The 24,848-nt window shown below is 53.3% G+C and carries 24 protein-coding genes and 1 riboswitch; of the genes, 12 read left to right on the top strand and 12 right to left on the bottom strand.

Translation table 11 applies throughout. The annotated features are described in order from the left end of the window. Positions 1-222: 222 nt before the first annotated feature. Positions 223-431: riboswitch (cobalamin riboswitch) on the bottom strand. A gap of 88 nt (positions 432-519) precedes the next feature. The 4 genes from ACI48J_RS05150 to ACI48J_RS05135 all read right to left on the bottom strand — a co-directional run bounded on the left by ACI48J_RS05150 (position 520) and on the right by ACI48J_RS05135 (position 4,347). After that, the gene (locus ACI48J_RS05150) at positions 520-2,208 is read right to left on the bottom strand and encodes an alpha-glucosidase (protein ID WP_405082007.1); all 1,689 of its coding nucleotides are present in this window, start codon (positions 2,206-2,208) and stop codon (positions 520-522) included. Positions 2,209-2,227: 19 nt separating this feature from the next. Then, entirely contained in the window at positions 2,228-3,013 is a 786-nt protein-coding gene (locus tag ACI48J_RS05145) for a glucose-1-dehydrogenase (RefSeq protein WP_405082005.1), read from the bottom strand. 173 nt (positions 3,014-3,186) lie between these two features. After that, a complete protein-coding gene (locus ACI48J_RS05140; RefSeq protein WP_405082004.1) occupies positions 3,187-3,351 on the bottom strand; it encodes a hypothetical protein in 165 nt (54 codons plus the stop codon). 132 nt (positions 3,352-3,483) lie between these two features. Further along, positions 3,484-4,347: a metallophosphoesterase gene (locus ACI48J_RS05135; protein ID WP_405082003.1), complete on the bottom strand. Its 864-nt coding sequence runs from the start codon at positions 4,345-4,347 to the stop codon at positions 3,484-3,486. Between the two features lie 254 nt (positions 4,348-4,601). Here ACI48J_RS05135 and ACI48J_RS05130 point away from each other — a divergent pair, with 254 nt between their 5' ends. The 3 genes from ACI48J_RS05130 to ACI48J_RS05120 are packed head-to-tail and all read left to right on the top strand — an operon-like array spanning position 4,602 to position 6,897. Next, positions 4,602-4,979 (top strand): GntR family transcriptional regulator, encoded by a 378-nt coding sequence (locus ACI48J_RS05130; RefSeq protein ID WP_326055658.1) that lies wholly within the window; start codon positions 4,602-4,604, stop codon positions 4,977-4,979. A gap of 12 nt (positions 4,980-4,991) precedes the next feature. Then, positions 4,992-5,879 carry an ABC transporter ATP-binding protein gene (locus ACI48J_RS05125; protein WP_405082001.1) on the top strand — a complete coding sequence of 296 codons (888 nt, stop codon included), beginning with the start codon at positions 4,992-4,994 and terminating at the stop codon, positions 5,877-5,879. After that, complete coding sequence (locus ACI48J_RS05120) at positions 5,869-6,897, top strand: hypothetical protein (protein WP_405081999.1); 1,029 nt, start codon at positions 5,869-5,871, stop codon at positions 6,895-6,897. Before ACI48J_RS05125 ends, ACI48J_RS05120 begins: the two co-directional genes overlap by 11 nt. A 705-nt stretch (positions 6,898-7,602) precedes the next feature. Here the strand turns inward: ACI48J_RS05120 and ACI48J_RS05115 are convergent. Beyond that, entirely contained in the window at positions 7,603-8,637 is a 1,035-nt protein-coding gene (locus tag ACI48J_RS05115; RefSeq protein WP_326055654.1) for an AI-2E family transporter, read from the bottom strand. 604 nt (positions 8,638-9,241) lie between these two features. Between ACI48J_RS05115 and ACI48J_RS05110 the strand changes: the two genes are divergently transcribed. Further along, entirely contained in the window at positions 9,242-9,661 is a 420-nt protein-coding gene (locus ACI48J_RS05110; protein ID WP_326055653.1) for a hypothetical protein, read from the top strand. A gap of 93 nt (positions 9,662-9,754) precedes the next feature. Here ACI48J_RS05110 and ACI48J_RS05105 read toward each other — a convergent pair whose 3' ends face one another. The 4 genes from ACI48J_RS05105 to rnhA form a co-directional block, all read right to left on the bottom strand. Beyond that, positions 9,755-10,741, bottom strand: a complete 987-nt coding sequence (locus ACI48J_RS05105; RefSeq protein ID WP_009673127.1) for an ABC transporter permease — start codon at positions 10,739-10,741, stop codon at positions 9,755-9,757. Further along, entirely contained in the window at positions 10,731-12,251 is a 1,521-nt protein-coding gene (locus ACI48J_RS05100) for a sugar ABC transporter ATP-binding protein (RefSeq protein ID WP_405081997.1), read from the bottom strand. The genes ACI48J_RS05105 and ACI48J_RS05100 overlap by 11 nt, the downstream gene beginning before the upstream one ends. Before the next feature lie 72 nt (positions 12,252-12,323). Next, the gene (locus ACI48J_RS05095; protein WP_405081995.1) at positions 12,324-13,436 is read right to left on the bottom strand and encodes a sugar ABC transporter substrate-binding protein; all 1,113 of its coding nucleotides are present in this window, start codon (positions 13,434-13,436) and stop codon (positions 12,324-12,326) included. A 206-nt stretch (positions 13,437-13,642) separates the two neighbouring features. Beyond that, complete coding sequence (gene rnhA / locus ACI48J_RS05090; protein WP_405081993.1) at positions 13,643-14,284, bottom strand: ribonuclease H; 642 nt, start codon at positions 14,282-14,284, stop codon at positions 13,643-13,645. A gap of 288 nt (positions 14,285-14,572) precedes the next feature. Here rnhA and ACI48J_RS05085 point away from each other — a divergent pair, with 288 nt between their 5' ends. Further along, positions 14,573-14,800 carry an alpha/beta-type small acid-soluble spore protein gene (locus ACI48J_RS05085; protein ID WP_009673104.1) on the top strand — a complete coding sequence of 76 codons (228 nt, stop codon included), beginning with the start codon at positions 14,573-14,575 and terminating at the stop codon, positions 14,798-14,800. A 78-nt stretch (positions 14,801-14,878) separates the two neighbouring features. Here ACI48J_RS05085 and ACI48J_RS05080 read toward each other — a convergent pair whose 3' ends face one another. Beyond that, positions 14,879-15,241: a hypothetical protein gene (locus ACI48J_RS05080; protein WP_009673102.1), complete on the bottom strand. Its 363-nt coding sequence runs from the start codon at positions 15,239-15,241 to the stop codon at positions 14,879-14,881. A 349-nt stretch (positions 15,242-15,590) separates the two neighbouring features. Between ACI48J_RS05080 and ACI48J_RS05075 the strand changes: the two genes are divergently transcribed. Further along, positions 15,591-16,850 carry a methyl-accepting chemotaxis protein gene (locus tag ACI48J_RS05075; protein ID WP_405081991.1) on the top strand — a complete coding sequence of 420 codons (1,260 nt, stop codon included), beginning with the start codon at positions 15,591-15,593 and terminating at the stop codon, positions 16,848-16,850. A gap of 179 nt (positions 16,851-17,029) precedes the next feature. Here ACI48J_RS05075 and ACI48J_RS05070 read toward each other — a convergent pair whose 3' ends face one another. Continuing rightward, positions 17,030-18,832, bottom strand: a complete 1,803-nt coding sequence (locus tag ACI48J_RS05070; protein WP_405081989.1) for a M3 family oligoendopeptidase — start codon at positions 18,830-18,832, stop codon at positions 17,030-17,032. Between the two features lie 228 nt (positions 18,833-19,060). Between ACI48J_RS05070 and ACI48J_RS05065 the strand changes: the two genes are divergently transcribed. The 3 genes from ACI48J_RS05065 to ACI48J_RS05055 are packed head-to-tail and all read left to right on the top strand — an operon-like array spanning position 19,061 to position 20,632. Beyond that, complete coding sequence (locus ACI48J_RS05065; RefSeq protein WP_326055646.1) at positions 19,061-19,237, top strand: YycC family protein; 177 nt, start codon at positions 19,061-19,063, stop codon at positions 19,235-19,237. Between the two features lie 4 nt (positions 19,238-19,241). Then, the gene (locus tag ACI48J_RS05060; protein WP_231392066.1) at positions 19,242-19,478 is read left to right on the top strand and encodes a hypothetical protein; all 237 of its coding nucleotides are present in this window, start codon (positions 19,242-19,244) and stop codon (positions 19,476-19,478) included. Between the two features lie 38 nt (positions 19,479-19,516). Further along, complete coding sequence (locus ACI48J_RS05055) at positions 19,517-20,632, top strand: GGDEF domain-containing protein (RefSeq protein ID WP_405081987.1); 1,116 nt, start codon at positions 19,517-19,519, stop codon at positions 20,630-20,632. 92 nt (positions 20,633-20,724) lie between these two features. On the opposite strand, the gene ACI48J_RS05050 is transcribed toward ACI48J_RS05055, so the two are convergent. Continuing rightward, a complete protein-coding gene (locus ACI48J_RS05050) occupies positions 20,725-21,111 on the bottom strand; it encodes a globin (RefSeq protein WP_405081985.1) in 387 nt (128 codons plus the stop codon). A gap of 344 nt (positions 21,112-21,455) precedes the next feature. Here ACI48J_RS05050 and ylbJ point away from each other — a divergent pair, with 344 nt between their 5' ends. The 3 genes from ylbJ (at position 21,456) to ACI48J_RS05035 (ending at position 24,464) form a co-directional block, all read left to right on the top strand. Beyond that, entirely contained in the window at positions 21,456-22,682 is a 1,227-nt protein-coding gene (ylbJ, locus tag ACI48J_RS05045) for a sporulation integral membrane protein YlbJ (protein ID WP_405081983.1), read from the top strand. A 277-nt stretch (positions 22,683-22,959) separates the two neighbouring features. After that, the gene (locus ACI48J_RS05040; protein ID WP_326055641.1) at positions 22,960-23,640 is read left to right on the top strand and encodes a PilZ domain-containing protein; all 681 of its coding nucleotides are present in this window, start codon (positions 22,960-22,962) and stop codon (positions 23,638-23,640) included. An 11-nt stretch (positions 23,641-23,651) separates the two neighbouring features. Next, complete coding sequence (locus tag ACI48J_RS05035; protein ID WP_042233573.1) at positions 23,652-24,464, top strand: NAD kinase; 813 nt, start codon at positions 23,652-23,654, stop codon at positions 24,462-24,464. Positions 24,465-24,848 lie beyond the last annotated feature (384 nt).

Genomic DNA, 24,848 nt, shown 5'->3' with positions numbered 1-24,848 from the left:
CCGCTTGCCTTCCCGTCTCGTCCGGACAATAAAAAAAGCATTTCCATCCTCTTCGGATAGAAATGCTTCGAACTTTCGAGCCATTAAGCGGGAATATCCCGCATATGCTTCCAACCCGCACAGTCCGCCGGCCCCGGGCAGTCTTATACGCCCACGTTCCGGCAAGCCGCTGTTGGCAGCGATTCAGCCGTTCTCAACACCTCCCTAAATCCTCGTAGGTTATCTAGTGTTATTTAAACAGGCAGGTCTCCTGGCTCGGAGCTTTCTTCGGCGCCTTCCCGGAAAATCCAGTGACGTTGATGCCGAAAAAATTTTTCCCCTGCGATTGCAGGGGGCTCCTTACAGTGGCGGGTCCGCGTCGGTCTTTCACCGAACTTCCCGTTTTAAGCCGAACCCGGTTCTTATGGACTGTCTGATCCGTTCGAATGGGCTCCGCACCTGTTTTTACCATATTCGATTGTGTTCTGTTCATCATAACATCCGGTCAAAGAACTTGTCTATGCCGATAAAACGCTCCCCTCAACCGAGCAGATAAACCCTGGCTTCATAAGGCCGCAGTTTGAGGAAGCCGGTATTTTCGCCGGGGACGGGATCGTAATTTGAAATGAGAAGCTCCGCGTCCTTCCCCATTCCCAGCTCTTCCGGCCATGTAAACTCCGGCGTTCCATCGAAAAAGTTCAAAATCACCAGCAGCTTCTCCCCGTTCAGCGTCCGCGTATACGCATAAATTTCCGTGTCCAGCGGAAGCAGAAGCTTGTATTCGCCGTAAACGATGACGGGATGCTTTTTGCGAAGCGCGATTAGGCTGCGGTAGTAGTGGTAGACGGACTGCGGATCGGCTGCCGCTGCCACCGCATTGATCCCGGGATAATTCGGGTTGACCTTAATCCACGGTTCCCCCGTCGTAAATCCGGCGTTCGCCGTATCGTCCCACTGCATGGGGGTGCGGGCGTTGTCCCGGCTTTTTTTCCAGATCGCCTTCATGACTTCGTCCTGGGGCTTGCCGAGCAGCTTGGCCTGCTTGTAGTAATTGATCGTTTCCACATCGCGGTAATCGCCGATCAGATCGAATGCGACGTTGGTCATGCCGATTTCTTCCCCCTGAAAAACATACGGCGTTCCTTCCAGCGTCAGGAGAAACGAAGCCAGCATTTTCGCGGATTCCACCCGGTACCGTCCATCATCTCCGAACCTCGAAACGGGACGGGGCTGATCGTGATTGCCGAGATAGTTGGCGTTCCAGCCTTTGCCGTGAAGGACCGTCTGCCAGCGGCTCATCACTTTTTTCAGCTCCAGCAGGGTCCATGGCTTCGACTTCCATTTGCCCGTCCCGGCGGAAGCCGCATCCAGATTCATATGCTCGAACTGGAAAACCATGTTCAGCTCGTGGCGCTCGTCCCCCACGTAATCCAGCGCCTGCTCCGGACCCAGCCCGGATGTTTCGCCGACCGTCATAATGTCGTAGTTAAACAGCACCCGGTCATTGAGTTTGTGCAGCAGCGTATGTACCTTTTCCAGGTTCGAAAAAAGCTGGTAAGCCTGCACAACGGGCAAATGCCGGGGATTATCGGCATCCGGCAGCCCCTGCGCTTTTACGATATGAGCGATGGCATCGAAGCGGAAACCGTCGACTCCCTTGCCTAGCCACCATTGCACCATCCGGAAAAGCTCGTCGACCATTTCCTCGTTCTCCCAGTTGAGGTCGGGCTGATGCTTCGAATACAGATGCATGTAATACTCATCCGTCTCCGGGTCGTGCTCCCAGACGCTTCCGCTGAAGTAGGACTCCCAGTTGTTCGGGAAAAGCCCCTCTTTCCCCTTCCTCCAGATATAATAGTCGCGTTTGGGATTGTCCCTGGAAGAACGCGATTCTTTAAACCAGGCATGCTGGTCGGAGGTATGGTTCAGCACAAGATCCATCATGATTTTCAGCCCGCGCTTGCGCGCTTCCAGAAGCAGCTCGTCAAAATCCTCCATCGTGCCGTACTGCGGATCGATCTCGTAATAATCGCTGATATCGTAGCCGTTGTCGGCGCCCGGCGAGCGGTAAACGGGACACAACCAGATGACGTTGACGCCAAGCTCCGCGAGATAATCCAGCTTGGAAATGATCCCGCGCAGGTCTCCTCTGCCGTCCCCGTCCGAATCCTTGAAGCTGGACGGATAAATCTGGTACACGACGCTTTCTTTCCACCATGTTTGGTTCATGGGAATTCCCTCCTCTCTCTCAGCCTCTTCCTCCTTGAAACGACGGATATTTCGTCATCCCTCCGTCCGCGAACAGCGTGATGCCGGTGACGTAGCTGGACTCCGACGAAGCCAGCCAGGCGGCTACGGCCGCAATCTCTTCCGGTTTCCCGATATACCCCATCGGAATGAGGGCTTCCACGCCTGCGCGCGCCTGCTCGTCGGCGAATTTCGTTTCATTGATGGGCGTGTCGATCGCCCCCGGCCCGATATTGTTCACCCGGATTCCTTTGGGCGCAAACTCCAGCGCCAGCGTCTCGGTCATCATTTTGATGCCGCCTTTGCTCGCCGCATAATGGACGAAATGAGGCCAAGGGATCATTTCGTGCACGCTTGAAACGTTGATAACGGCCCCTCTGATTTCATGCTCCAGCATATAGGAGATGGCTTCCCGGCTGCCGAGAAACGCCCCGGTGAGGTTCACGTCCAGCACTTTGCGCCAATCGTCGGCGGACAGCTCCTGAGAGGGAACTTCATTCTCGATTCCCGCGTTGTTGATCATCACGTCCAGAGAACCGAAATGCTCATGGGCGGTTTCCACCAGCTTCTTCACGTCCTCTTCTTTGGTCACGTCTCCCCGGATCGCCAGCGCTCTGCCCCCCGCGGCTTCCACTTCAGCGATCAAGGCGGGAATGTTTTCTTCATGGCTCAAGTAATTGATCAGGACATTCGCTTTCTCTTGACCGAAACGGACCGCAGCCGCTCTTCCTATCCCCGTGGACGCTCCCGTAATGACAACCGTTTTTCCTTCCAAATCCTTATACATAACGGTACCTCCTTGATTTTGGAATGCGGGCCTCGTAGAAGACCTCCACCTTAATTAAACGTTTTAGAAGGAAAAAACTCATAAAAAAAGAACAACCCCCGGCTGCAAGCAGCCTGGAGTTTGTTCATGAACGCTTACGGCCGTTAACCCGGCCGCCGGGACTTATGCGGAAATTAGTACAGGAACGTGCGGGAGATAATAACCAGCAGAATGAACAGAACCAGAATTGCACCTACGCTCGTACCTATGCCCCCGTATCCTCCGCAGCCTACGCCACCGTAGCCTACGCCTCCGTATCCTCCTACGCCTACTCCGCCTACTCCTCCAACATAACCCATCTTTCGTGTCCCCTCTCGGTGAGTTATTGTCTTACCGTACACTATATGTGGTTGCGCTAAGATGGAGTGGATGTCAGCCCGTATTCGGTTAAATTTAGCGATACTCCGCCAGCACCGCCGTCCTACGAGGCGTTACAAGCGTTTCTTTAACGTGAAGACCGTCAGCTCAGGCCGGCACCAGAACCTAACGGGGTGCATGGTCATGCCGATACCCCGGTTCGTGTACACGTGAAGCTTGCCGCCGCCGAGTTTGTATAAGCCGTCGACATACTTGCGTCCGTACATCGGCGTCGTTATCGCGCCGTAGAAAGGCAGCCGCACCTGCCCGCCGTGACTGTGCCCCGACAGCTGCATATCGACCGGCGCTTCCAGCGCGATATCAGCGAAATCCGGGGCGTGGGACAGCAGGAGCACGAAGTCGTCTCGGCGTACGCCTTTCAGCGCCCGGTCCAGATCGGGGCGGCCTTCCCACATGTCATCGACGCCGGCCACCCGGATCAGCGCCTTGTCTTTGCCGACCGTGACGGAACGGTTCGTGAGCAGCTCGAAGCCTCCCGGCTTCAGCACCTTCTCCGTCTCCCGGGGCGAGCCGTAATAATCGTGATTGCCGAGTACCGCGAATTTACCGAGCGGGGCCTTGAGTGCCGCCAAAGCCTGACTGACTGCAGAAGCGTCGTACACGCGGTAATCGTACAAATCGCCGGTGAAACACAGCAAATCCGGCTTGAGCGCGTTGATCATGTCCACAAGCTGCGGCAGATCTCCGGGCGCCAGATAGGGTCCGACGTGAACATCGCTGAACTGGACGACACGTACGCCATCGAACGCCTGCGGCAGCCGTTCCAGCTCCAGCCGGACATGCTTGGTGCGGATCCAGTGCGGTTCGGCAAACCGCGCGTATCCGTAGGAAACAAAAGGGGCTGCCAACAAAGCGCCTGCCAGAAATTTGCCTTTTGCCAGAAAGGCTCTGCGTGTCATCTTCGGATTGGGGTCCATCGTGTTTCCTTTTCCTTTCTCCGGTTTATTTGTACCCGATTTTAACATGTCTCCGGCCGGAAGGCCAAAAGTGTCAGCTTCTCTTCTTCAGCGCCGTTAAAGCTCCGAAAAAATCTTGTTGACAAAACCTCATTATTTTCATTAGTGTACTAAGTGTATTATTCAAAATAGTACACTATAATAATTTTTACCCGGCCTATCGGCACCACGCGTTCTTCATCCTACTAACCGCCAAGAAAGGGGTGCCTCCTCCGATGATCAAAATCAACGAGCGAAGCGAACTTCCCATATACGAACAAATCATACAAGGAATGAAAGAACTCATACTGAAAGGGGCGCTGCGGCAGGGAGACCGTCTGCCCTCTGTCCGGGAACTCTCCGCCGCGGTCCTCGTCAATCCGAATACGGTCGGCAAGGCTTACCAGGAATTGGAGCGCCAGGGCATCATCGAAACGCTGCGCGGTAAAGGCACTTTTGTCGCCAACCCATCTTCACCGGGTATGGAAAAAGAGCGCCTCGAAAAGTTTCGCTCCACTTTCCGCCAGCTTCTTGTCGAAGCCGCTTATCTCGGAATCGGTGCCGATCAGATTAAAGGCTGGACCGAACAATTTTACAAAGAAATCAAGGAGTAAAGGAGACCTCCTATGCTAAACGTTGAAGCTCTCAGCAAAAACATCGACGGACGAACGGTCCTGGAAGATATCCGGTTCCAGCTCGGCCAAGGCTCCATCGCCGCGCTCGTCGGCCGCAACGGAGCCGGCAAAACCACCCTGCTCCGGACCCTTGCCGGCATTCTGGACCCGGACCGCGGAGAAGTCCGATGGGGAGGCCATTCGATTCACGAGCACCCCGATGCGAAGCGGAATATCGTGTATGTCCCCGATTCCCTTGATATGCTCGGAGGCTACACGGCCAAGGAATGCGCGGATCTGTATCGTCTAACCTATGCCGACTTCGATCCGGCTTATTTTGCGGACCAGCTCCGCAGATTTCATCTTCCGGAGCGCAAAAAAATCCGCACCTTCTCCAAAGGCATGAAGGTGCTTATGGGCATACTTCTCGCTTTTTCATCGAAAGCCAGCCTCATTCTCCTCGATGAACCCACGAACGGTCTGGATCCAATCGTCCGCAAGCAGGTTCTTTCCTTCCTGGTCCAAGAAATCGCCGGCGGGAGCACATCCGTCCTGATTTCGTCCCATCAGCTGCAGGAACTGGAGCGCATTGCGGACACGGTCATCATGATCCGGAAAGGAAAGCTGGAATCCGTCTCCTCTCTGGAAGAAACCAAAGGAACCCTGCATAAGCTGCAGGTCGTGTTCAATGGAGAGCCGCCGGAGGATTTCCTGAGTCTGCCTCAGGTGAGAGTCACGAGCCATGTGGGCCGCGTTTATACGCTCCTGCTCCAGGACGATGCCGGGCAAACTCTCCAGCATCTTCAACACCTGAATCCGCTGCTGGTCGATCGGCTTCCCATCCAATTGGAAGATGTATTTGAATACCGTCTGGGAGAGGGTGACGAACATGCTGTCTAAAGCACTCTGGAAAAAAGACTACAAGCAAGCCAAGCTGCTGTTGTGGCTTATGCCTGCGGCGGGGTTTCTATTTCTGGTTTTTAACCGGATGATCGAATTGATCACATCCCCGGCAAACATGAAATGGAAGCTGCTATTTATGCGTGAGTATTCGGAAAACGCCACGATTTACGGAAATGAATTTATTTACTACCGGATTGCGCTTGCCGTCCTGGCGCTGGGAGCCGCGGTCGTGCTTATCGGAATGGAGCGGCGCGGCCTTCATCAGGATTTCACCTTCTCGCTGCCGTTCAAACGTACTCAAATTTACTTGAACAAATGGCTTCTGGGCATCCTTTTTATCCTCGGATCGGTTCTCCTCACGAACGCACTGGATATTGTCGTGATTCTCTTATCGCCGTTCCACGACTATTTCTCCCTGTCCGTTCACGTGCGTGAGATCTTTCGTTCAACCCTTATATTAACCGCTTGGTATACCATTGTCCTGTTTGCAGGAACGTTCACGGGCGGGGCTTTGACACAAATTCTTCTAGCCCTAGTCGCCGGTGTACTGCCGATGGGCCTAAAGAGCATGTTAAGTTCTTTCTTCTCCGTTTATTGGTCCGGATATAGAGAGCTATTACCCCGGGTTGTTAGATACAATTGGCATTATTTAAACCCTCTGGTTCTCGTTACGGACAACAGGTATTCACCGGCTTCGCTTTATCTGTTCGGGATATGCGCGGTTTACATTTTAATTTTCCTGGGGGCCGGGCTTTACGCTTATTCGAAAAACAAACCGGAGAACAACGGCAAGGCCATTCTTTTTCCCGGTCTGGAGCCTTACTTTTTATGGAGCGTCGTAGTTTGCGGAGCTTGCTTTGCCGGGATGGTCGGCAAAAATTTCACAGCCGCCTACTATCAATACCAGCAAAACGGAACGTCTTATTATGCCTATGGCCTTGCTTTTCTTCTTGGCGGAGCCGTCGTTTATTTTCTTCTTCGTTTCCTGCTGCAACGCCGTTTCAAATTTGCTTAAGAATAACTGGCATAAGAAGAGACACCGGCCAAACGGCAACAAAAAACGGAAACAGAAAACAAAAAAAAACCCGCCAGCCATGCTGACGGGTTTTCCGTATGTTCGTTTTACTGCCTGTAGCGGTTATGTGTCCATCTGCTTCTTCCTTGTGCCATGGCTACTATGGCGGAAAGAAACCCACTGCCGTTTCTATAGAAAATGTCGTTAGTATGCTCATATAGAAGGCTCGAAGAAACGGCCTTGTTTTCTAGTTCCTAATGATCTCTGAATAAAGAAATGACCAATTAGTGTTCCTAAAACAATGAAAGCCCTACCTCTCTTTCATCCTTGCGGCTCCGATGACCGCGCCAGTGTGAATCAAGTAACACGGTAAACAAATTCTTAGGGTTGTTGGAATTTGATTCGGTGGAGGAATGTTATTCATAAAAGAGGAACTAAAAAAGAGGGTTTAACAATACAATTACATATTATATCATAGATGACTTACTTTTTTCAATACCTATTTTCAATCAACTGCGCTCATCCGGTTCAAACCACGATTCAGGCGAATCCGGTTATAGCGCCGGACAAGAATGCAGGACACATGCCTTCCCGATATATCCGGAAGGCGACGGTACCGCGGCCCGTCCTACCGGCTGACCGATTGGCGGCAGCACAACCAAAAAGAGCAAGACATCCCTTAAAGGAACGCTTGCTCTTTTTGGTTTAAGCAACGGTTTCTTTTTCCCGGGTCACATCCAGTACATCCAGCAGGAACATAAAGATCGGAATCCCGATGATCAGTCCCCACACGCCCATAAAATGCTCGGAGAAGATGAGGACGATAAAAGTGTAAAACACGGGCAGGTTCGTTTTGGCGGACATCAGCTTCGGATTCAGCATATAAGCTTCCAGGGCGTGCAGCACAGCGACCAGGATAAGCACATATACCACCATCATGATCCCGTCTATGCTGTAAGCAATCGTACAGAGCGGAATCAGGGATATAATGACACCCGCCACGGGGACGAGACCCAGCAGGAAAATCATCAGGCCGAGGCCGAACAGCTGAGGAAAACCGAGAATCCACAGCGCGATAACGGACAGAATGCCATTAACGAGCGCAATGAGGAACTGAGCTTCCAGCACTTTACCGAAAGAGTGGACAAAACGGCTGCCGAAATAGGCCACCTCTTCATAAAACGCCGCGATTTTGCTGTCTTTGAACTTCGCGGTAAAGCGGATGATTCTCGGCTTCTCGAGCAGGAAAAACAGGCTGAGGAGCAGGGCGATGAACACCTGCAGAAGCACTTTTCCGATGTCGGTCACCGATTTGAACACAAAGCCGAATCCCTGATTCATATACTTCGAGAGCTCAGTCTGTTCAATGTAAGGTTTAATCAGGTTGATAATGTAGCTGAGCACTTCATTGTCCTGCGGCTGCGTATAAAATTCATACAGCTGCCTGACGACCTGCGATACCTGGACGGCCACGACAGGCAAATACCTGTACATTCCGATCCCCAGCAGCGCCAGAATAACCACGTACAGAATCGCAACGATCCAGCGCCGGTCCACTCTCATATACCGGTTCAGCCTGGATGAGACGAACGACTGCATACGGTCCATCAGAAAAGCGAAGATGAACGTAAGCAGAATGAGATTGATCATGCTCTGCATAGCATAAAGAATAAGGGCAAGCAGGGCGAAGATCAAAATCCTCCGGAAACCTTTGCTTTGAAAATATTGTTTGGTAAACATGTGATGGTGTGCTCCTATCCTCACAAAACTCGGGGGCCTTTCCGCCCGCTCTAACTCTCTCTACTATATAACGAATAGACGGGTAGATGGTTCCGGTATTTCAAAATTTTCAGCAAAAATTGGTGGGCGACACGCCCCTGCCCTTGCGATTATGATAAAAAGTATGAAAAAGGAGGCGGTTTTATGCGGGAACTTCCTGCATTTTTGCGGCAAATGCTGCACAACGGCTGGTTCTGGGTCGCTGTGGCGGCAGGCGCGATTGCCGGAAGTTTGAGCTGGCTGCTGTACATGAGGCTCTAGTCGGCTTGTTTGCACCCCCATGGCCGGAAAACGGGTATAACGATCTCTATCCCTTATACATCCTGTCTAACAAACGGTTTTTCTAAACCTACGGAAAGTGAAAGTTTGATAGAATCCGAAGGTTGTAAAAGCAGCCTGCTCCTTTTGATAAACGGGGACGGCTGTTTTTTTCTGCTTGTAGAACTTAGCCGAAGCTATAAAACGGGGGTTTTACAAATACTAAATTTACAATTTTGCCTTTTTATGTTATTTTCTAAGGTAGGTTGGCCAACCTGCCATTTATTATAACCTGGAGGTGTCGTTTATGAAAAAAATTATTGTCCTCACGCTTCTTTTCCTGCTGACTTTAGGAGCCTCTTCCGCTTACGCTAACACCGAAACCGAGCCTAACGATACTTACACAACCGCCAATGTTTTGTCCCAGGGAGACAACTACGGCAAACTGAGCGGATCGCTCGACAGAGACTGGTGGACCGACCAAGTTCCGGCCGGCAGCGTGCACAAAGTCAAGCTAACGTCTCCTTCCAACTATCCTTACCTCATCACATTGTATACGCTGTCCCCGCTGGGTGTGCCTGTTTACCAGTCCTCCGCAAGCGGCAACGGATCGGTTACGCTGAACGGCGGCGCGTCCGGGACTACTTATTTCGTTAAAGTGACTCCAGCTCTCCTGAATGTCGATACTAGAAAAACTTATACGCTCACTCTGACCACCGTCAACTAAAATTTATTCCTGACGAGGGAATTCGGAAGAGCCGTTCTATCTTCAACAAAGACCTTGAAGGATTTCCTTCAAGGTCTTTTGATCGTGCCGGACCTACTGACGCCGGCGGTTCAAGTGAACGAACGTAACGGCAAGCGCCGCAAGCAGCACGCCCCCCTTGATGATATCGAAGGAGTAGTACGGCACGTTCAGCATCGTCAAGCCGTTGAGCAAAATGCCGATCAGCACCGCTCCGAAGAAAGTGCCGATTACATTGGGCTTGCCCGCGCCCAGGACGGAATACCCCACGAACACGGCCGCCACCGCTTCCATGAGCAGCGGAGCCCCCGCGTCGATCTGGCCCGAACCGATCCGGGCCGCATACAGGATTCCCCCTATCGCGGCGAAGAGCCCCGAGAGCACGTAGGCGGCCGTCCGCACCCGGTTTACGCCGATGCCGGACAATCGGGCGGCTTCGCGGTTGCCTCCCGTAATATAGAGCTGACGGCCCCAGCGCGTGTACGTCAGAAAAATATGGACGGCCGCTACCGCGATAATCATCAGAACGACGGGAACCGGCAGTCCGATGATTTTACCCTGGCCCAGCCATTTGAAACTTTCCGTCACTACACCCTTCGCCGTCGTTCCGTCGGGCATCGGCATGTTGTTGTAGACCGAGAACCCTTTGGTGTACGTCTTGTGCACCCCTGCGATGATATACATAACCGTCAGTGTGGCCAGCAGGTCGGGAATGCGCACCTTCACAATAAGGAAGGCGTTGAGCAAGCCGATTCCGATACCGATCGCCAAGGGCACCAGCAGGACCACGATCAGGGGCTGCTCGTACCAGACCATCAGCGAAGCGGCCACAACGGTCGTAATGGAAACGGTAGAGCCGACAGACAAGTCGAATCCGTCGACAATCTGCGACAAAGTGACACCGATCGCCACAAACGTAACAATGGAAATGGAACGCAAAATATCAAAAATATTATCATAACTTAAGAAGTTCGGGTTCGTAATGGAAAAAAAGACAAAAACCGCGGCGATGACGACAAGCGTCCCGTAGCGGAACGAAACGTCCAGTGCTTTATCTTTCAACGTGTTCGGCCTCCCCTGCGCTGGCATAAGATAAAATGGCTTCCGCCGTGGCTTCCTCGCGGCTGAGCTCGCCCGTGATCCGGCCGTAGCTCATCACGAGAATCCGGTCGGCGATCCCGAGAATTTCGGCGATTTCGCAGGACAAGTAAATAACGCCTTTGCCCTCCTGCGCCAGCTGTCCGATCAGCCGGAAAATGTCGCTCTTCGCGCCGACATCCACGCCCTTCGTCGGCTCGTCGAACATGTACACCGAAGCGTCCGTCGGCAACCACTTGCCTACGGCCACCTTCTGCTGGTTGCCGCCGCTCAGGTGCTTCACCGGCCGCTCCGGCTGCGGCGGCTTCACCCCGAGCTGGCCGATCAGCCGCTCGGCGTGGCCGCGCTCCTCTCGCCTGCGGATGAATCCGCCGGCGCTCAGGCTCCGGAGAATCGGCAGCGACAAGTTGCGCTGGACCGATTCCTCCACAAGCACGCCCTGCTTGCGCCGCTCCTCCGGCACAAGCACCACGCCTGCGCGGACGGCATCCTCGGGCTCGGAGAGCCGCAGCCGTTTGCCGCGCAGGGAGACTTCGCCGCCGTCGGCGCGGTCGGCTCCGAAGAGCAGCCGGCTCAGCTCGGTTTTGCCGGCGCCGACCAGGCCCACGATGCCGAGGATTTCGCCCTCGCGGAGCGTGAAATCGACCCCGCGCACCTTCGTTCCGCGGCGCAGCCCCCGGACCTCCAGCACCGTCCCGCCCAGGTCCGCCGGCAGCTTGGGAAACTCCTCGGCGAACTTCTTGCCGAGCATCGTTTCAATGATTTCGCCGTGGCTGGTGCCCTCGGCGGCCTTCGTCAGCACGCGGCTTCCGTCCCGCATGACCGTGATCCGGTCGCACAACCGGGTCACTTCCGCAAGCCGGTGCGAAATAAATACGCAGCCGACGCCGTTTGCCTTCAGCCGTTCCATAATCGCAAATAGCTGCTCCGATTCTTCTAGGCTGAGGGGAGCCGTCGGCTCGTCGAAAATGACGCACTTCGCCGCATGAGCCACCGCCCGTGCGATGAGCACGAGCTGCTTCTGCGCGATGGTCAGCTGCGACGCCTTCAGTTTCACCGGGATGTCCGAGCCTATCGAAGCGAGGATTCTCGCCGCTTCCCGGTTCAGGGTGCCCCAGCGGAGCCAGGCGCTCCCGTGCGCGACGCTGTCCAGCAGCACGTTCTCCGCCACCGTGAGCTCCGGGACGAGCGCGGTATCGACTTCCTGATATACGCAGAAAATCCCCTGACGCATCGCATCTTTGGGCGACGAAATCGGCACGGGCGCCCCGTCGATTTCGATCGTTCCCCCGTCGGCGGTATAAGCGCCGGACAAGATCTTCATGAGCGTGCTTTTTCCCGCCCCGTTGGCCCCCAGAAGCCCGTGAATTTCTCCGCCTTTTACTTCAAAATCCACTTCCGACAAGGCTTTTACGCCCGGAAATGTTTTCGTAATGCCGTTCATCCGCAGCACGGATAGTGAAGTCGTCGTCATGATGAACCGTACTCCTCCCCGAACTTTCAAAATCCCATCGTCTACAACCCGATGGGATTTCGCGTGTTCTTCTTATTTGCCCGACTGTTTCTCGGCTTCCTTGAGCCAGTCGGTATAGCCTTGCTGGCTGTTGCCCCAGCCTGTCACATACTGGCTGAGCTCCGCCGTCGTAACCTTTTTGTCTTTCGGCAGCTGGTCGCGGGAGACGAATACCGGCTCCAGAACGACTTTCTCCGGAGTCTGATCCCCGTGAAGCTTCTGATACAGGTAGCGGACCTGAATACGTCCGATATCTTTCGGGTCGACAGCGGCCGAAGCTACCCAGGAGCTGTTCGCATCCTGAATGAGCTGAAGGTCCTCGTCGCTCATGTCGATGCCGTATACTTTAATTTCCGTGCGGCCCGCCTGCTGAATGGCTCGCGTTGCGCCTTTGGCGAACTCGTCCCAAGCCGCCCACACGGCGGTAATATCGCCTTTGTTCGGATATTTTTTCAAGATCGCTTCCATTTGCGCCTGCGTATCCAAAGCCGGGTTCTGCGCGTTGCCGAACGTCGAGATTTCTTTAATGTCTTTGTTCTTATCCATAAAAGCTTTGTAGGCAATCTGGCGGCTCTCCATCGGAGGGAAGCCCGCTACCCATACTTTGACGATGTTGCCCTTGCCGCCGGCGTCTTTACCGAGCTGCTCCAGCGTCAGTTCAGCCAGCTTCTGGTCGTTCTGCTCCAAAGCCACTATGCCGGGTCCTTTGACGTTGGAATCAAATGCGACGATCGGAATTTTCTTCTCCACGGCTTTATTGATTCCGTTCTGAAGGGCATCCGGTGTTCCGTGATCGAGCAGAATGCCATCGAACTTCTGGTTGACGGCCGCATCGAGGTTGGAGGCCATCTTCGTCAGATCGCCGTCCGCAGGAATCACCGTTACCGTACCGCCAAGCTTGGTAACCTGCTCCTTCACGCCTTCCACGTATTGAGCCGAAAATGTTCCGAGATTCTGGCGCATAATCAGCGCGACTTTCTTGCCCGCCAGGGCATTTGCTTTATCTCCGCCAGCCGGCGAGGCGCCAGGTGTCTGCGCAGCCGATCCCGTAGTTGTCTCCGTGTTTGCTTTGCCGCATGCCGCCACCAGACCGACGATGAGAATCATCATAGTGAAAACATGGACAACTTTGCGTATCCCTTTCATAGTTCCCTCTCCCCCGTTGTTCATTTTCTGTGTAAAAGATCTGTTTAATCCAAGTATTCCAGTTGGATTAAGGCATATCATACTGTACGTCCTTCTTTTCGTCAACGAAAATTTTAGGCGCACTTGCGCAGGTTCCGAGGCGCCCTTTCTGCGCACAAACTAAAAAAGCTCTCAGCCCGGAAAACATTCCGGACTAAGAGCCTTGCTTATTTACGGCCGAAATCGGCTTTGATTTCGCCCCACTTTTTGGTATCCCATTTCACGATTTTATTGGTGTATGTGTTGGTGCGGACCCACTGGAGCGCGCGGTCTACCAAGGTCCATATTTCTTCGGTCGAAGCGTCCCTGACCAGATTGGAAGCGACCTCTTTTTTGCGTAGCCAGCTGAGGGCAGTCATCGAATCCGTGTAAACGGTTTTGCTGCTTCCCTGCTTCTGCAAATAAGCGAGAGCATGAACGATGGCGAGAAACTCCCCCATATTGTTCGTCCCTTTGGAGATCGGCCCCCTGTAGAAAATCACTTCGCCCGTCTTCGTATCCACGCCTTTGTATTCCACGATTCCGGGATTGCCGGAACAGCCCACATCGACGGAAATGCTGTCGTTATCCACCTCCGGAGGCGCCTCGGATTTCCCTGAAGCCCCCGCTCCCGCGGACTTTTTCTTCGCTCCGAAATCGAGCGACTTCTGCCAGCCGCGTTCGAAAGCGGCCCGCGCCTCGGCTTCCGTCGGATACGACTTGTATTTGGCCTGCGGGAACGCATCGGTCTGCTCCTTGCACTGGGCCCAAGTCGAATAAATTCCCGGGGTTCTGCCCACCCATACCACATAAAACTTTTTCTCGGCCATACTTCCCTTCCTTTCCATGCAAAGGGGTCGTTCCGGACCACGTGCGTATCTGTCCGATCCCCGGCCTATAGTTTATCACAAAATGACGGGGTTCCGCCCCTTCATAAGGCCTCCCTGCCGCCCTTCCCAAAGACCCTCTTTTCTTTTGCTTTTTCGGCGCTTTCGACTTTTTCTACCTATTTATACACCTCTATCCAGACTCTTTTCGACAAATTAAATATTTTTTTCAGGCATGAGTATTTTTAACAAAACGGTTCATACTACCCATTACCGAAGGAGGTGACATCAATGGGTGCAGGACAATCCCGCAGCAGCAACACACTGGTTGTTCCACAAGCTAACCAAGCTTTGGACCAACTGAAATACGAAGTCGCTCAAGAGCTTGGTATTCAAATCCCTCAAGACGGCTACTACGGTTACATGGCTACTCGCGACACAGGCGCGATCGGTGGACACATCACTCGCAGACTGGTTCAAATCGCCGAGCAACAGCTGGCAGGCAAATTGGGACGTTAATCGTCTGATTCAAACATACTTAAGCACGACCAGAAAAGGTGGCCGAAACAGCCACCTTTTTGCTTGTTTTAAACGTCTTTATCCGCGGATGAGGCTGGACATGTTGTAATTCGATTCGAACATGACGCTGGCATACAGCGTTTCTTTCTTTACCGTGAAATCAAACGTGATTTCCCCGTGCGTCCAATTCACTTTGTATTTCAGCGAATCCAGCGCAAGCTTCCGGAAAGCCTGCCACTGAGACTCCGCCAGTCCCGTCCCGCTCTTCTGCACAACCCCGTCCCTTCCTTCGAGAGGATTATGCCGGACGCCGAACTTTCCGACCGCATTGTTGCGGATCTGCAAGAAGACCGTTCCCGAGTTTAGCTCGCTCAATTCCTGCCGCAGCTCGGTAAATACAATTTCAACCTGACGTACCAATGAAATCGGTTCAATAATCATGATTTCCCCCCTAATGTCCCTCTTAAAATAGTGTGAATTTGTATGTTCTAGGTATGTAGCCACAGTATAATGTGTCTTTAGATCCAATACAACAAAATTTTACATTACTTTTATTTTTTTCAACCTTTTTCTCGCTAAAATCCGCCTAATAGTCACATTTCATATGGGTTTTCCTGCGAAAAATAAAGAAAATTTTATCTTAGGGCCTATATTTCCAACTCTTTTCTAGGCCTTTTCACTCACCTTTTTTACGCGAAATAAAACTATAGACCCTTATAAAACACGGTGATATAATGGCCGCAGGAAATATGTTACATTTTGAATTTACTCTGTCTATAGGAGCTAAAGTATGAAGAACTGGTCGTCTCTCTCCTTTAAAAGCAAGCTGCTGGCCGGCTGTTACGGCTTGATCGCCGTTTATTCCGCGGCGCTGCTTCTCCTTCTCCTGCTTCCGGGTTTCAACCGCTTGATCGGCTTTATTTTTCTGGCGGTTATGCTGGCTGCAAGTTTCCCTTTCGTCCGCTGGTTCGAGAGAGCGCTTACAGAACCTGTCGAAGACCTTACCCGCGCAGCTCTCAACATCTCCAAAGGCGATTTCTCCCGCAAGGTGGATGCGGCAACGGACGATGCCTTGGGCGATCTCGGACGTTCCTTCAACAGCATGATCGACAAGCTGCGCGGCATTTTGGGCGAAACCGGAGCCATCACGAGACAAGTCGCCGATACGAGTCAAAGCATCTATTCCCAGAACTTGCAGCTTAAGGACGTTCTTCAGCAGGTGACCGTTTCCGCCCAGGAGCTCGCCTCGGGAGCCGGACAGATTTCGGAAGAAGTCTCCACCATCTCCGTCTCTACGAAAGATATCGAGCAGAAGGTTTCGAACTTTGCGGGATCGACCAAAACGATGAATGCCCGTTCGGAGCAAATGCTGTCGCTCGTCGACAAAGGCCGTGAAGCTGTCGAAATCCAAGGGCAGGGCATGAGAAGAAATGTCGAAGCTACCGCGCGTGTTTCCGACACGATTCGCACGCTTGCGGAACAAACCGCAGGAATCTCCAAAATCACCAAGGCAATCTCGGAAATTGCCGAACAAACCAATCTATTGTCGCTGAACGCGTCAATAGAAGCGGCGAGAGCGGGGGAACAGGGGCGGGGATTTGCCGTAGTTGCCCAGGAGGTAAGGAAGCTGGCCGAAGAAGCGACGACCCAGACGCGGGAAGTGTTCGGGCTGGTCACGTCCATCGAATCCGGCATTCGCCAGGCGCTGTCTCATATCGAAGTAAATGAGGAAGCAGTCGGCAGACAGACGGAGCTGATCCGGGATACCGAAGCCGTTTTCTCCGATATTTTTAACGCCGTCCGTTTTATTTCCGACCGGATCGGAGAATTTGCCGGAGAGAGCGACCATATGCTGGCAGGCGCACGACAAATTTCCGCAACGATGGAGAACATCTCCGCCATTACCGAGCAGTCCGCTGCGGGAACGGAGGAAGTGTCCGCTTCGATGAACGAGCAGATCAGCGGCGTTCTCGAAATGGTGAGCCGGTGCGAACAAATGACACGTTCCGTCAAACAGCTGGAGCAGACGATACAAATTTTTAAATTTTGAGTTAAAATAGAGACTTGGCCGAGCACAAAACCGTGCCCGGGATACAGCGGCCGTGTAATGACAGCAGCAAAAGCCATCTTGAGAAAGTTTGATTCCGGCCCGCCGGCGTGTTCATGTAAAAAGAACCTTTAAATCCACAACTTGTGGATTTAAAGGTTCTTTGGGCTGAATGAGCGGTTTTACTTCACTTTGCCTTCCGTCAGGCGCATGAATTCGTTCACGTCTTCGATAACGGTATCGACCGCGCTCTGCCAGAAATCCGGCTGGGTCAGATCGACGCCGAGATGCTTATGAGCCAGCTCTTCGACCGTCATGCTGCCGGTATCCCGGAGAAGCGCCGCGTATTTGTCCTCGAACGCGGTCCCTTCTTCGAGCGCACGCGCATAAATGCCCGCGCTGAACAGGAAACCGAACGTATACGGGAAGTTGTAGAACGGCACATCCGTCGCGTAGAAGTGCAGTTTCGCCGCCCAGAAATGAGGGTGATAAGCGCTGAGCGAATCGTTGAACGCTTCCTTCTGCGCCTGGACCATCAGCTCGCTGAGGCGGTCTGCGCTTACGAGACCTTTACGGCGCTCGTCGTAGAAGTTGGTCTCGAAAATAAACCGGGCGTGAATGTTCATGAAGAACGCGACCGCGCGCTGAATTTTGTCTTCCAGCAGGACGATGCGTTCGTCGTCGCTGACAGCCGCTTTTACAGCCGCGTCGGAGACGATCAGCTCCGCAAACGTGGAAGCCGTCTCGGCTACGTTCATGGCGTATTCCTGGGCCAGCGCCGGCATATCATCCATCAGATACTGATGGAAGCCGTGGCCGAGCTCGTGAGCGAGCGTGGACAGGTTGTTCAGCGTTCCGCTGTAAGTCATGAAAATACGCGTCTGCTTCGCCAGCGGGAACGACGTACAGAAGCCGCCCGGACGCTTGCCTGCGCGGTCTTCCGCTTCGATCCAGCGGTTCTCGAACGCTTCCGCGGCATAATCCGCCAGACGCGGGCTGAAGTCGCGGAACTGGTCGACGATCAGCTTGGCGCCTTCGTCGTAGCCGACGGTCTTCGTTCCGCCTTCCAGAGGGGCGTCCACATCCGCCCAAGCCAGCTTTTCAAGGCCCAGCAGCTGTGCTTTGCGGTTCAGATAATCGACGAGCACGCCTTTATTGCGGGTAATGACGTCCCACATCACGTCGAGCGTCTGCTTGCTCATACGGTTGATTTCAAGCGGTTCTTTATGTACGGAATCCCAGCCGCGCTGTTTGTAAACCTGCAGCCTGAAGCCGGCGATATGATTGAGAGCCTCCGCCGCAAAATCGGCTTTCTCGGCCCATGCCTCTTCCCACTGGTTGAAAAGCTCGGTACGCTTCGCAAGCTCCGGCGTATGCAGGCGGTTAAAAGCCTGGCCCGCCGACAGTTCCTGGCGCTCGCCGTTTTCTTCCACCACCATGCGGAACTGGCTCACCGTCGTGTTGTAAAGGTCGTTCCAGCCGTGATAGCCGTCAACGGCCAAGTCGCTGATCAGCGCTTCCTGCTCCGGCGGAAGCTTCTCTTTTGCCTGCGCTCTGCGCTCGTTCAAGGAAAACGCGATCTCGCGGAGGCCCTCCTGCTCAAGCAGAGCGCTCCAGACGTCATCCGGCGTTCCCGTGATCACAGGGTCCAGACGGGTCAGAGATGCCAGGAAATCGGCATAGAGCGTTTTCACTTTGCCGCCGAGCTGGACGGCTTTCTTATCCTTCTGATTATCGGCCGCGAGGCAGCCTACGAATGAATCCGCTTCACGTATCCGTTTTAAGATGCCCTGATACTGATCTATTAGCGCCTTAAAGCCAGCCGAATCGCCGGCGGTTTGAGGGGACGACGCTTTCTCGAGACTGGCGCGGAATGCGGCGATATCGCCGTCCAGGTCGTTCAGAAACGAAGCAAACTGGGGAGATTCGCTGCCGCCCGGGAAAAATACGTCCAGATCCCAGGTCTGATTCAACGGTGTATGCATGTGTAATCCACCTTTCCGGTTAGAGGGTAAAGAGCAAATTGACCTACGGTTACATTAAACCATAAACCTCCTTCAAACAAAAGAAGGGTCTTCCGGCTTGTTGTGAGAGGACCCCTGATAGGATACAGTATGGAAGAGGGACCGTTTATTCACCCAATTGCTTCTTCCTAAGAAATATGCTATCAATAGATAAAAAGAACCATTTTTCCCGAAGAAAGGATAGGTCTAATGAAACCCTTGAACATTTCTCCGGACACGGCGGTCAAGCTTGCCAAGCACCTGGGCGTACCGCTCGAGCACCTGATGCACATGCCTCAGCATATTCTGCTGCAAAAGCTGGCCGAGCTCGCTTCGTCCAAGCCCGGTGAGGATCCGGCACCGGATTCCGAAAGTGAAACGAAGTAAAATGATGCTTCCTTTTAGTCATACATGGCCTTATGAAACCGTTTTGAAAGACATTTATGTAGCCGAATGCCCGTTCTGCAGCCAATCTAACGTTCTCCTGCCTTTAAGGACTAAAGACTTACTTCCGATCCATGAAGGCAAGAAAAGACTTCTCGTGTTTCCCTGCTGCCGTGAGAAAGTGACGCTTGTGGACACGGACACGGATTATTTGCTTGCGGACCGGCCTTTCAGAAAACGGTAAGACGAGCCATCCATTGCAATAACGAGGAGTGGTTCCGCTTGAGTGAATATCTGGTTGCCCTCACCATTGCTTGTACCCTGGTCACCCTCAGCTATCTGGCGCTCAAAATACAGCGCATGCATTTTTTTGAAAATTATGAAAAAATAGCTTCACCCGTACTGACCGGCTTCGCCTGCATTTTGCTGATGCAGCAGCCGCTCTCGCTGGATACGGGCGCCGTAGACCTGCGCTACCTTCCCGTCGTCATGGCGGGTCTCCGCTACGGGCTCGGCAACGCCTTGTTTTCCACCCTGCTCCCTACGCTCTACTGTTTCTTGACGGCGGAAGACTCCATGTGGGTCATGCAAACGCTGCAGAGCCTGATTATCCCGGCTGTTCTCAGTTCGGGCTTTCATCGTTCGGAATTCAGGACGGGCAGCAAACCAATTCCGATCCGGGCGGGTTTGAAAATCAGCGTGCTCCTGTTCCTGACCCAAGTCGTCATTTACGCGGCCGTGCATACGGGAAGGCATGCGCTGAGCGAATCGTACCCGCTGCTGTTTATGTCCGTCGTGTCGGCTGTCTCCGTCTGTCTCCTGATCGGGATGAGCAACGATGAAAACGCCAAGTGGCTGACCCAGCGCAAGCTCGAGATGAAAGCAAGCCAGGATCTGCTTACGGGGCTCCCGAATCTGAGGAGCTTTTTTGAAATAGCGGGACGTACGCTCGGCTTCCGTGAGGTTTCCATTTTTATGATCGACATCGACAATTTCAAGCAGTATAACGACTGCTGGGGCCATCTTCACGGGGATCAGCTTCTCCGGGAAACGGGACGCCTGCTTAAGAATGTGGTCGCGGAGCACGATTACATCGCCCGTTACGGGGGCGAGGAATTCATCCTTATGAGTACGGAGACAGATCCCGTCAAGCTGCGGGAGTATGCCGAGAAAATCAGGCTTGCCGTTGCGGCTTACCCGTTCGAGCATGCGGAAACGACGCCCGTCACCGTTTCGATCGGCATCTCTGCCGCCGCGGATGCCGCCACGGATCTGCAGCTGCTGATCGATGAAGCGGACCGTGCCCTGTATATCTCCAAAAATACGGGTAAAAACAGAATTACCCTGTGCAGCGAATCTCCGGAGCCTGCGCTCCTGGAACAACAAAACGCTTATTGAAGTACCATGCGAAAGAGAGCATGCGTGTTTCAATAAGCGTTTTGAAATTTTAGGGGGCTAGAAGAGCATTCCTGCCGGACGTGTCCTTCCCCTTATTCCTGATTCACGAAATGATAGGCCGGCGCCTGCAATCTTGCAAGCAGAATCCCCGCCAAATCATCGGGAAGACCGATTTCCCGGGCAGCCTCGCGCATGCAGGACAGCCAGGCATCCGCTCTGTCTCTCGTAACGGGAAAAGGCATATGGCGCGCCCGCATCATCGGATGTCCGTGCTCCGTCGTATAAAGCATGGGCCCTCCGAAAAATTGGGTGAGAAACTGAATTTGTTTCTCCATCACCGGACGGATATCCTCCGGAAATAGAGGACCGAGCAGCGGATTCTCCTGCACCTTCGGATAGAAGGCTTCCACCAGCCTGCGAAGGACAGGCTCCCCGCCCATGCGCTCGTACAGCGTTGTCGTTGAATCATCGATATTCATGCTGAGGTCATCCTTTGGCAACTAAAATCGTCGGCGCAGAACAACCTGAGGACACCGGCGCTAAACAGACCTGACTGCTCGGCTCAATATCCTTCCAGATCGTCTTCCGCCGCATTTATAAGGGCTTCCCTTATCACGTAAACAAAAAAGCATACCAGCAGTCCAGAAATTACTCCAGCCATAAGTTTCACTCCCACGGTTACAGGATGAAAAACCAGGTTTAGTACCATTGTACCATACTTAAGTTCAACTTCCAGTGTTTTCGCAAAACTAAGTATACGCTTACAAAAAACATGTTTTTCTCCCTGCGCACATATACGTTAGGGAGGAGGTGTACAAACCCCATGTCGAGGCGTTCCGTCTTTACCCTTATTCCTTTGTGTGTACTGATCATCGGCATCGCTGCGCTTATGATTGCCTATCCCCGCGAAAGTCTCGCGGCTGCGGTTCACGGCGTCGCCATCTGGTGGGGCGTGCTCTTTCCGGCCTTATTCCCTTTCTTCGTTATTTCCGAGGTGCTTCTCGGATTCGGAATCGTCCATTTCTTCGGCATGATTTTCGATCCCATGATGCGTCCCGTTTTTCGTATACCCGGAATCGGCGGATTCGTGGTGGCCATGGGCTTCGCCTCCGGCTATCCGGTCGGAGCGAAGCTGACTTCGCAGCTCTGGAAGGACAGGCTCGTCAACCGGGAGGAAGGCGAGCGCCTTGTCGCCTTCACGACGAGCTCCGACCCCATCTTCCTCATCGGAGCCGTCTGCGTCGGCTTCTTCCATGACGCATCCCTCGCCGCCGTGCTCGCGGCCGCCCATTACGGGAGCGCCCTACTTGTCGGCTTTCTGATGCGGTTCCATGGGAGAGGGGCTCCTTCAACGCCCGCTCCACGTGCCGCCGCAGGCAATCGTTCGTCCGTCTGGGCCCGCGCCTTCAAAGCGATGCACAAGGCACGGCTGGAAGACGGACGGCCTTTCGGCACTTTGCTGGCGCAAGGGGTCCGGAATTCGCTGAACCTGATTTTCCTGCTGGGCAGCCTCGTCGTTTTTTTCTCCGTCGTACTTGAAATGCTAACCCTGAGCGGTGTCATTCACATGCTCTCCGGGCTTCTGCGCATGTTCCTGAACGTTCTCCACCTCCCCCCGGCCCTCTCGGACGCGCTGATCGGAGGCACGTTCGAAGTTACGCTCGGCGCCAAAGCCGCAGGCAGCATGGGTGATTCGACCCTGCTCGTATTCAAGACAGCCGCGGCCGCCTTCATTCTTTCCTGGGGAGGGCTATCCGTTCATGCCCAGATCGTCAGCGTCCTGAGCCAGACGAACATGCGTTACGCGCCATTTTTGACGGCCCGCATTCTGCATAGTTTACTCGCTTCGCTGCTTGTGTTTGTGCTGTGGAAACCGATGCGGCCCATCGGAGTTCTTCTGGAGAACACCCTGCCTGCCGGAAAATTCGGAACGGACGGCGGTACCGGATGGCAGACGCTTTATCCGCTCGCGTTCGTTGTCTTCGCCGGCTCCCTGTTCATTTTATTCTCGCTTTATCTTCTTCACTCCTTCCTGAAACGAACTGTTTGAAAGAATATTCTGTCAATTTATCTTATGAATCGGCCTTGCAAAAAGTGAACGGTCAGCCGCAACTCGCAGCTTTACCGGGATACCCCAGCCTTCCGCGGGAAAATGGCGGATTAGGGGCGTCCGGGCAACTAAGCGTCTCCTCCGCTGCTCTTTCCAATAAAGCTTTACAGGGTCTAAGCATTGTGTTATCGGCCGTAATTGATTATTATGAGAAAAGAAGGTTCGTTATGAATGAGAGTACCTAATCTGGATGCCGCCGCATGGAACCATGGTGATAATGATGAATTGGACGTATGCGCTGACCCAACATATTCTCGTACCGAAAACGGAATGTAAGCTGATCATTGTCGGAGAAACCGCCGATGGTCAGCCCTTTTGCTTGGAAACCCGCGTGTTTTTGCGCGAAGCCGGCTTGGACTTTTTTTCGGTGCATGTATATTTTGATCTCGCCAATCCGCTTGATAAGCTGGAGCAGATTTCTTTTATCGAATTCTCCTTCCAGGATCAGGGGATCAATTACTATTCTTTTGTCGATCTTGTACAGCTTGACCCGGGAGTCTCCTCTTGCGTGCTGAAGCTCGTCTCTCCGCAGGAGCTGTATTCCTATCAAAACCGCAGGCACTGCAGGAAGCCTCTGCCTCCGCAAACGAACGCCACATGCCGTGTGATCGGAGCCCGGCAGCGTTCCGCCGAAGAAACGCCCGCCTTTATAGGGCGGCTTCTGGAAATCAGCCGAAGCGGCACTTCTATGATCACTCCGCACAGGATGATCGAATCCCTAATGTTGGAATTATCCTTCCATTTGCCTGAAGTTGAAGCCCCGCTTCTCCTGACAGGCGAAGTTCGGAGCAGCACGCCCTTCAGCAGCGATTCTTATCGCGTCGGCATTGAATTTCATGACGTTCCGCTTTCGTCATTGAATCTCATTGATACCTATTGCGAACAAACATCTTCTTAGGAGGAACCGTGTTGAAATATTTCTTAGTGCAGCGTCAGGATGATGTATCCGCCGGTTTGGCCCGCCGTTTTCACGAATTGGCCGGACAATACGGCATGGAGCTCGACGAACAGGAACCCGAGGTTGTTGTATCCATAGGCGGGGACGGCACCATGCTGATCGCCTTTCACCAATTTGCGGATAAGCTGGACCGCATTTCTTTTGTGGGCATTCATACCGGGCATCTCGGTTTTTTTGCCGACTGGAAACCCGACCAGCTCGATTACCTGGTAGAGCTTATGCATAACGGAGAAATCAATCAGGACATGCGCATTGTTCAATACCCTATTCTGGAAATTGAAATTCATTCTTCCCAAGGTGTAGAGCAGCGTCTGGCTTTAAATGAATTCACGTTAAAAGGAATCGAAAACACGCTTGTCGCCCAAGTCGACATCAACGATGAAATGTTCGAGATGTTCCGCGGAGACGGCATTTGCGTGTCCACTCCATCGGGCAGCACTGCCTACAACAAAAGTCTGGGCGGCGCCATCGTGCATCCGTCTCTGGCCGCTATCCAGATTGCCGAGATTGCGTCCATCAACAACCGCGTCTACCGGACGCTCGGCTCGCCGATGCTGCTTCCTATGCATCACCACTGCGACATTTATCCCAAATCGAAACACCCGGTTTACCTGGCGTTCGATTATCAATATGTGCAGCGCAGCGATGTGGAGTCGATCCGGTGCCGGGTGAGCCCGAATCTGAAGGTGAAATTCGCACGCTACCGCCCGTTCCCGTTCTGGAACCGGGTCCGCGAAGCGTTCATCGGCCACGAATTTCAATAATGTTTTTCACGGGTGCCCAGACGGCTCCCGCAAATAGCGAACGGGACGTTCCCGGCAAGCTTACGCTGCCGGAACGTCCCGTTTTTTTGTGTTGGGGATACGAGATTAAGTATTTGGATTCATAAGTGATCTTGATCTCCCTTTTATGGGTAATAAAAAAGACGAAGAATGAGTATGCTCATTTTCCGCCTTTTCATAAACGGGCACTTAAGAGAGTTTCCTAAAAAACCGCGCTTGTAAGAAAGCACGGAGTAAGCTCAAAAACCGGGTATGCACCTGAGGCAATGATTGATACCGCTGTTCTTAACCAGAGGAATGCCGAACGGCAAGTCAATACGGTATCGCCCGAAAAAAAAAGCCCGCACCGATTCAACCTAAAATCCT

The organism is Paenibacillus chitinolyticus, assembly GCF_045038035.1.
Lineage (GTDB): Bacteria > Bacillota > Bacilli > Paenibacillales > NBRC-103111 > Paenibacillus_F > Paenibacillus_F chitinolyticus_A.
The sequence above is the reverse complement of the archived record's forward strand: the minus strand, read 5'-3'. Positions and strand labels throughout refer to the sequence as shown.

Excerpts from the sequence above, each read along its gene's own strand:
- ACI48J_RS05080 (WP_009673102.1), bottom strand. The coding sequence starts at position 15,241 with ATGATTATTGAACCGATTTCATTGGTACGTCAGGTTGAAATTGTATTT.
- ACI48J_RS05065 (WP_326055646.1), top strand. The coding sequence starts at position 19,061 with ATGAAACCCTTGAACATTTCTCCGGACACGGCGGTCAAGCTTGCCAAG.
- ACI48J_RS05120 (WP_405081999.1), top strand. The coding sequence starts at position 5,869 with ATGCTGTCTAAAGCACTCTGGAAAAAAGACTACAAGCAAGCCAAGCTG.
- ACI48J_RS05075 (WP_405081991.1), top strand. The coding sequence starts at position 15,591 with ATGAAGAACTGGTCGTCTCTCTCCTTTAAAAGCAAGCTGCTGGCCGGC.
- ACI48J_RS05140 (WP_405082004.1), bottom strand. The coding sequence starts at position 3,351 with ATGGGTTATGTTGGAGGAGTAGGCGGAGTAGGCGTAGGAGGATACGGA.
- ACI48J_RS05040 (WP_326055641.1), top strand. The coding sequence starts at position 22,960 with ATGATGAATTGGACGTATGCGCTGACCCAACATATTCTCGTACCGAAA.
- ACI48J_RS05050 (WP_405081985.1), bottom strand. The coding sequence starts at position 21,111 with ATGAATATCGATGATTCAACGACAACGCTGTACGAGCGCATGGGCGGG.
- ACI48J_RS05115 (WP_326055654.1), bottom strand. The coding sequence starts at position 8,637 with ATGTTTACCAAACAATATTTTCAAAGCAAAGGTTTCCGGAGGATTTTG.
- ACI48J_RS05100 (WP_405081997.1), bottom strand. The coding sequence starts at position 12,251 with ATGACGACGACTTCACTATCCGTGCTGCGGATGAACGGCATTACGAAA.
- rnhA (WP_405081993.1), bottom strand. The coding sequence starts at position 14,284 with ATGGCCGAGAAAAAGTTTTATGTGGTATGGGTGGGCAGAACCCCGGGA.
- ACI48J_RS05070 (WP_405081989.1), bottom strand. The coding sequence starts at position 18,832 with ATGCATACACCGTTGAATCAGACCTGGGATCTGGACGTATTTTTCCCG.
- ACI48J_RS05085 (WP_009673104.1), top strand. The coding sequence starts at position 14,573 with ATGGGTGCAGGACAATCCCGCAGCAGCAACACACTGGTTGTTCCACAA.
- ACI48J_RS05150 (WP_405082007.1), bottom strand. The coding sequence starts at position 2,208 with ATGAACCAAACATGGTGGAAAGAAAGCGTCGTGTACCAGATTTATCCG.
- ACI48J_RS05130 (WP_326055658.1), top strand. The coding sequence starts at position 4,602 with ATGATCAAAATCAACGAGCGAAGCGAACTTCCCATATACGAACAAATC.
- ylbJ (WP_405081983.1), top strand. The coding sequence starts at position 21,456 with ATGTCGAGGCGTTCCGTCTTTACCCTTATTCCTTTGTGTGTACTGATC.
- ACI48J_RS05125 (WP_405082001.1), top strand. The coding sequence starts at position 4,992 with ATGCTAAACGTTGAAGCTCTCAGCAAAAACATCGACGGACGAACGGTC.
- ACI48J_RS05110 (WP_326055653.1), top strand. The coding sequence starts at position 9,242 with ATGAAAAAAATTATTGTCCTCACGCTTCTTTTCCTGCTGACTTTAGGA.
- ACI48J_RS05135 (WP_405082003.1), bottom strand. The coding sequence starts at position 4,347 with ATGGACCCCAATCCGAAGATGACACGCAGAGCCTTTCTGGCAAAAGGC.
- ACI48J_RS05060 (WP_231392066.1), top strand. The coding sequence starts at position 19,242 with ATGCTTCCTTTTAGTCATACATGGCCTTATGAAACCGTTTTGAAAGAC.
- ACI48J_RS05145 (WP_405082005.1), bottom strand. The coding sequence starts at position 3,013 with ATGTATAAGGATTTGGAAGGAAAAACGGTTGTCATTACGGGAGCGTCC.
- ACI48J_RS05095 (WP_405081995.1), bottom strand. The coding sequence starts at position 13,436 with ATGAAAGGGATACGCAAAGTTGTCCATGTTTTCACTATGATGATTCTC.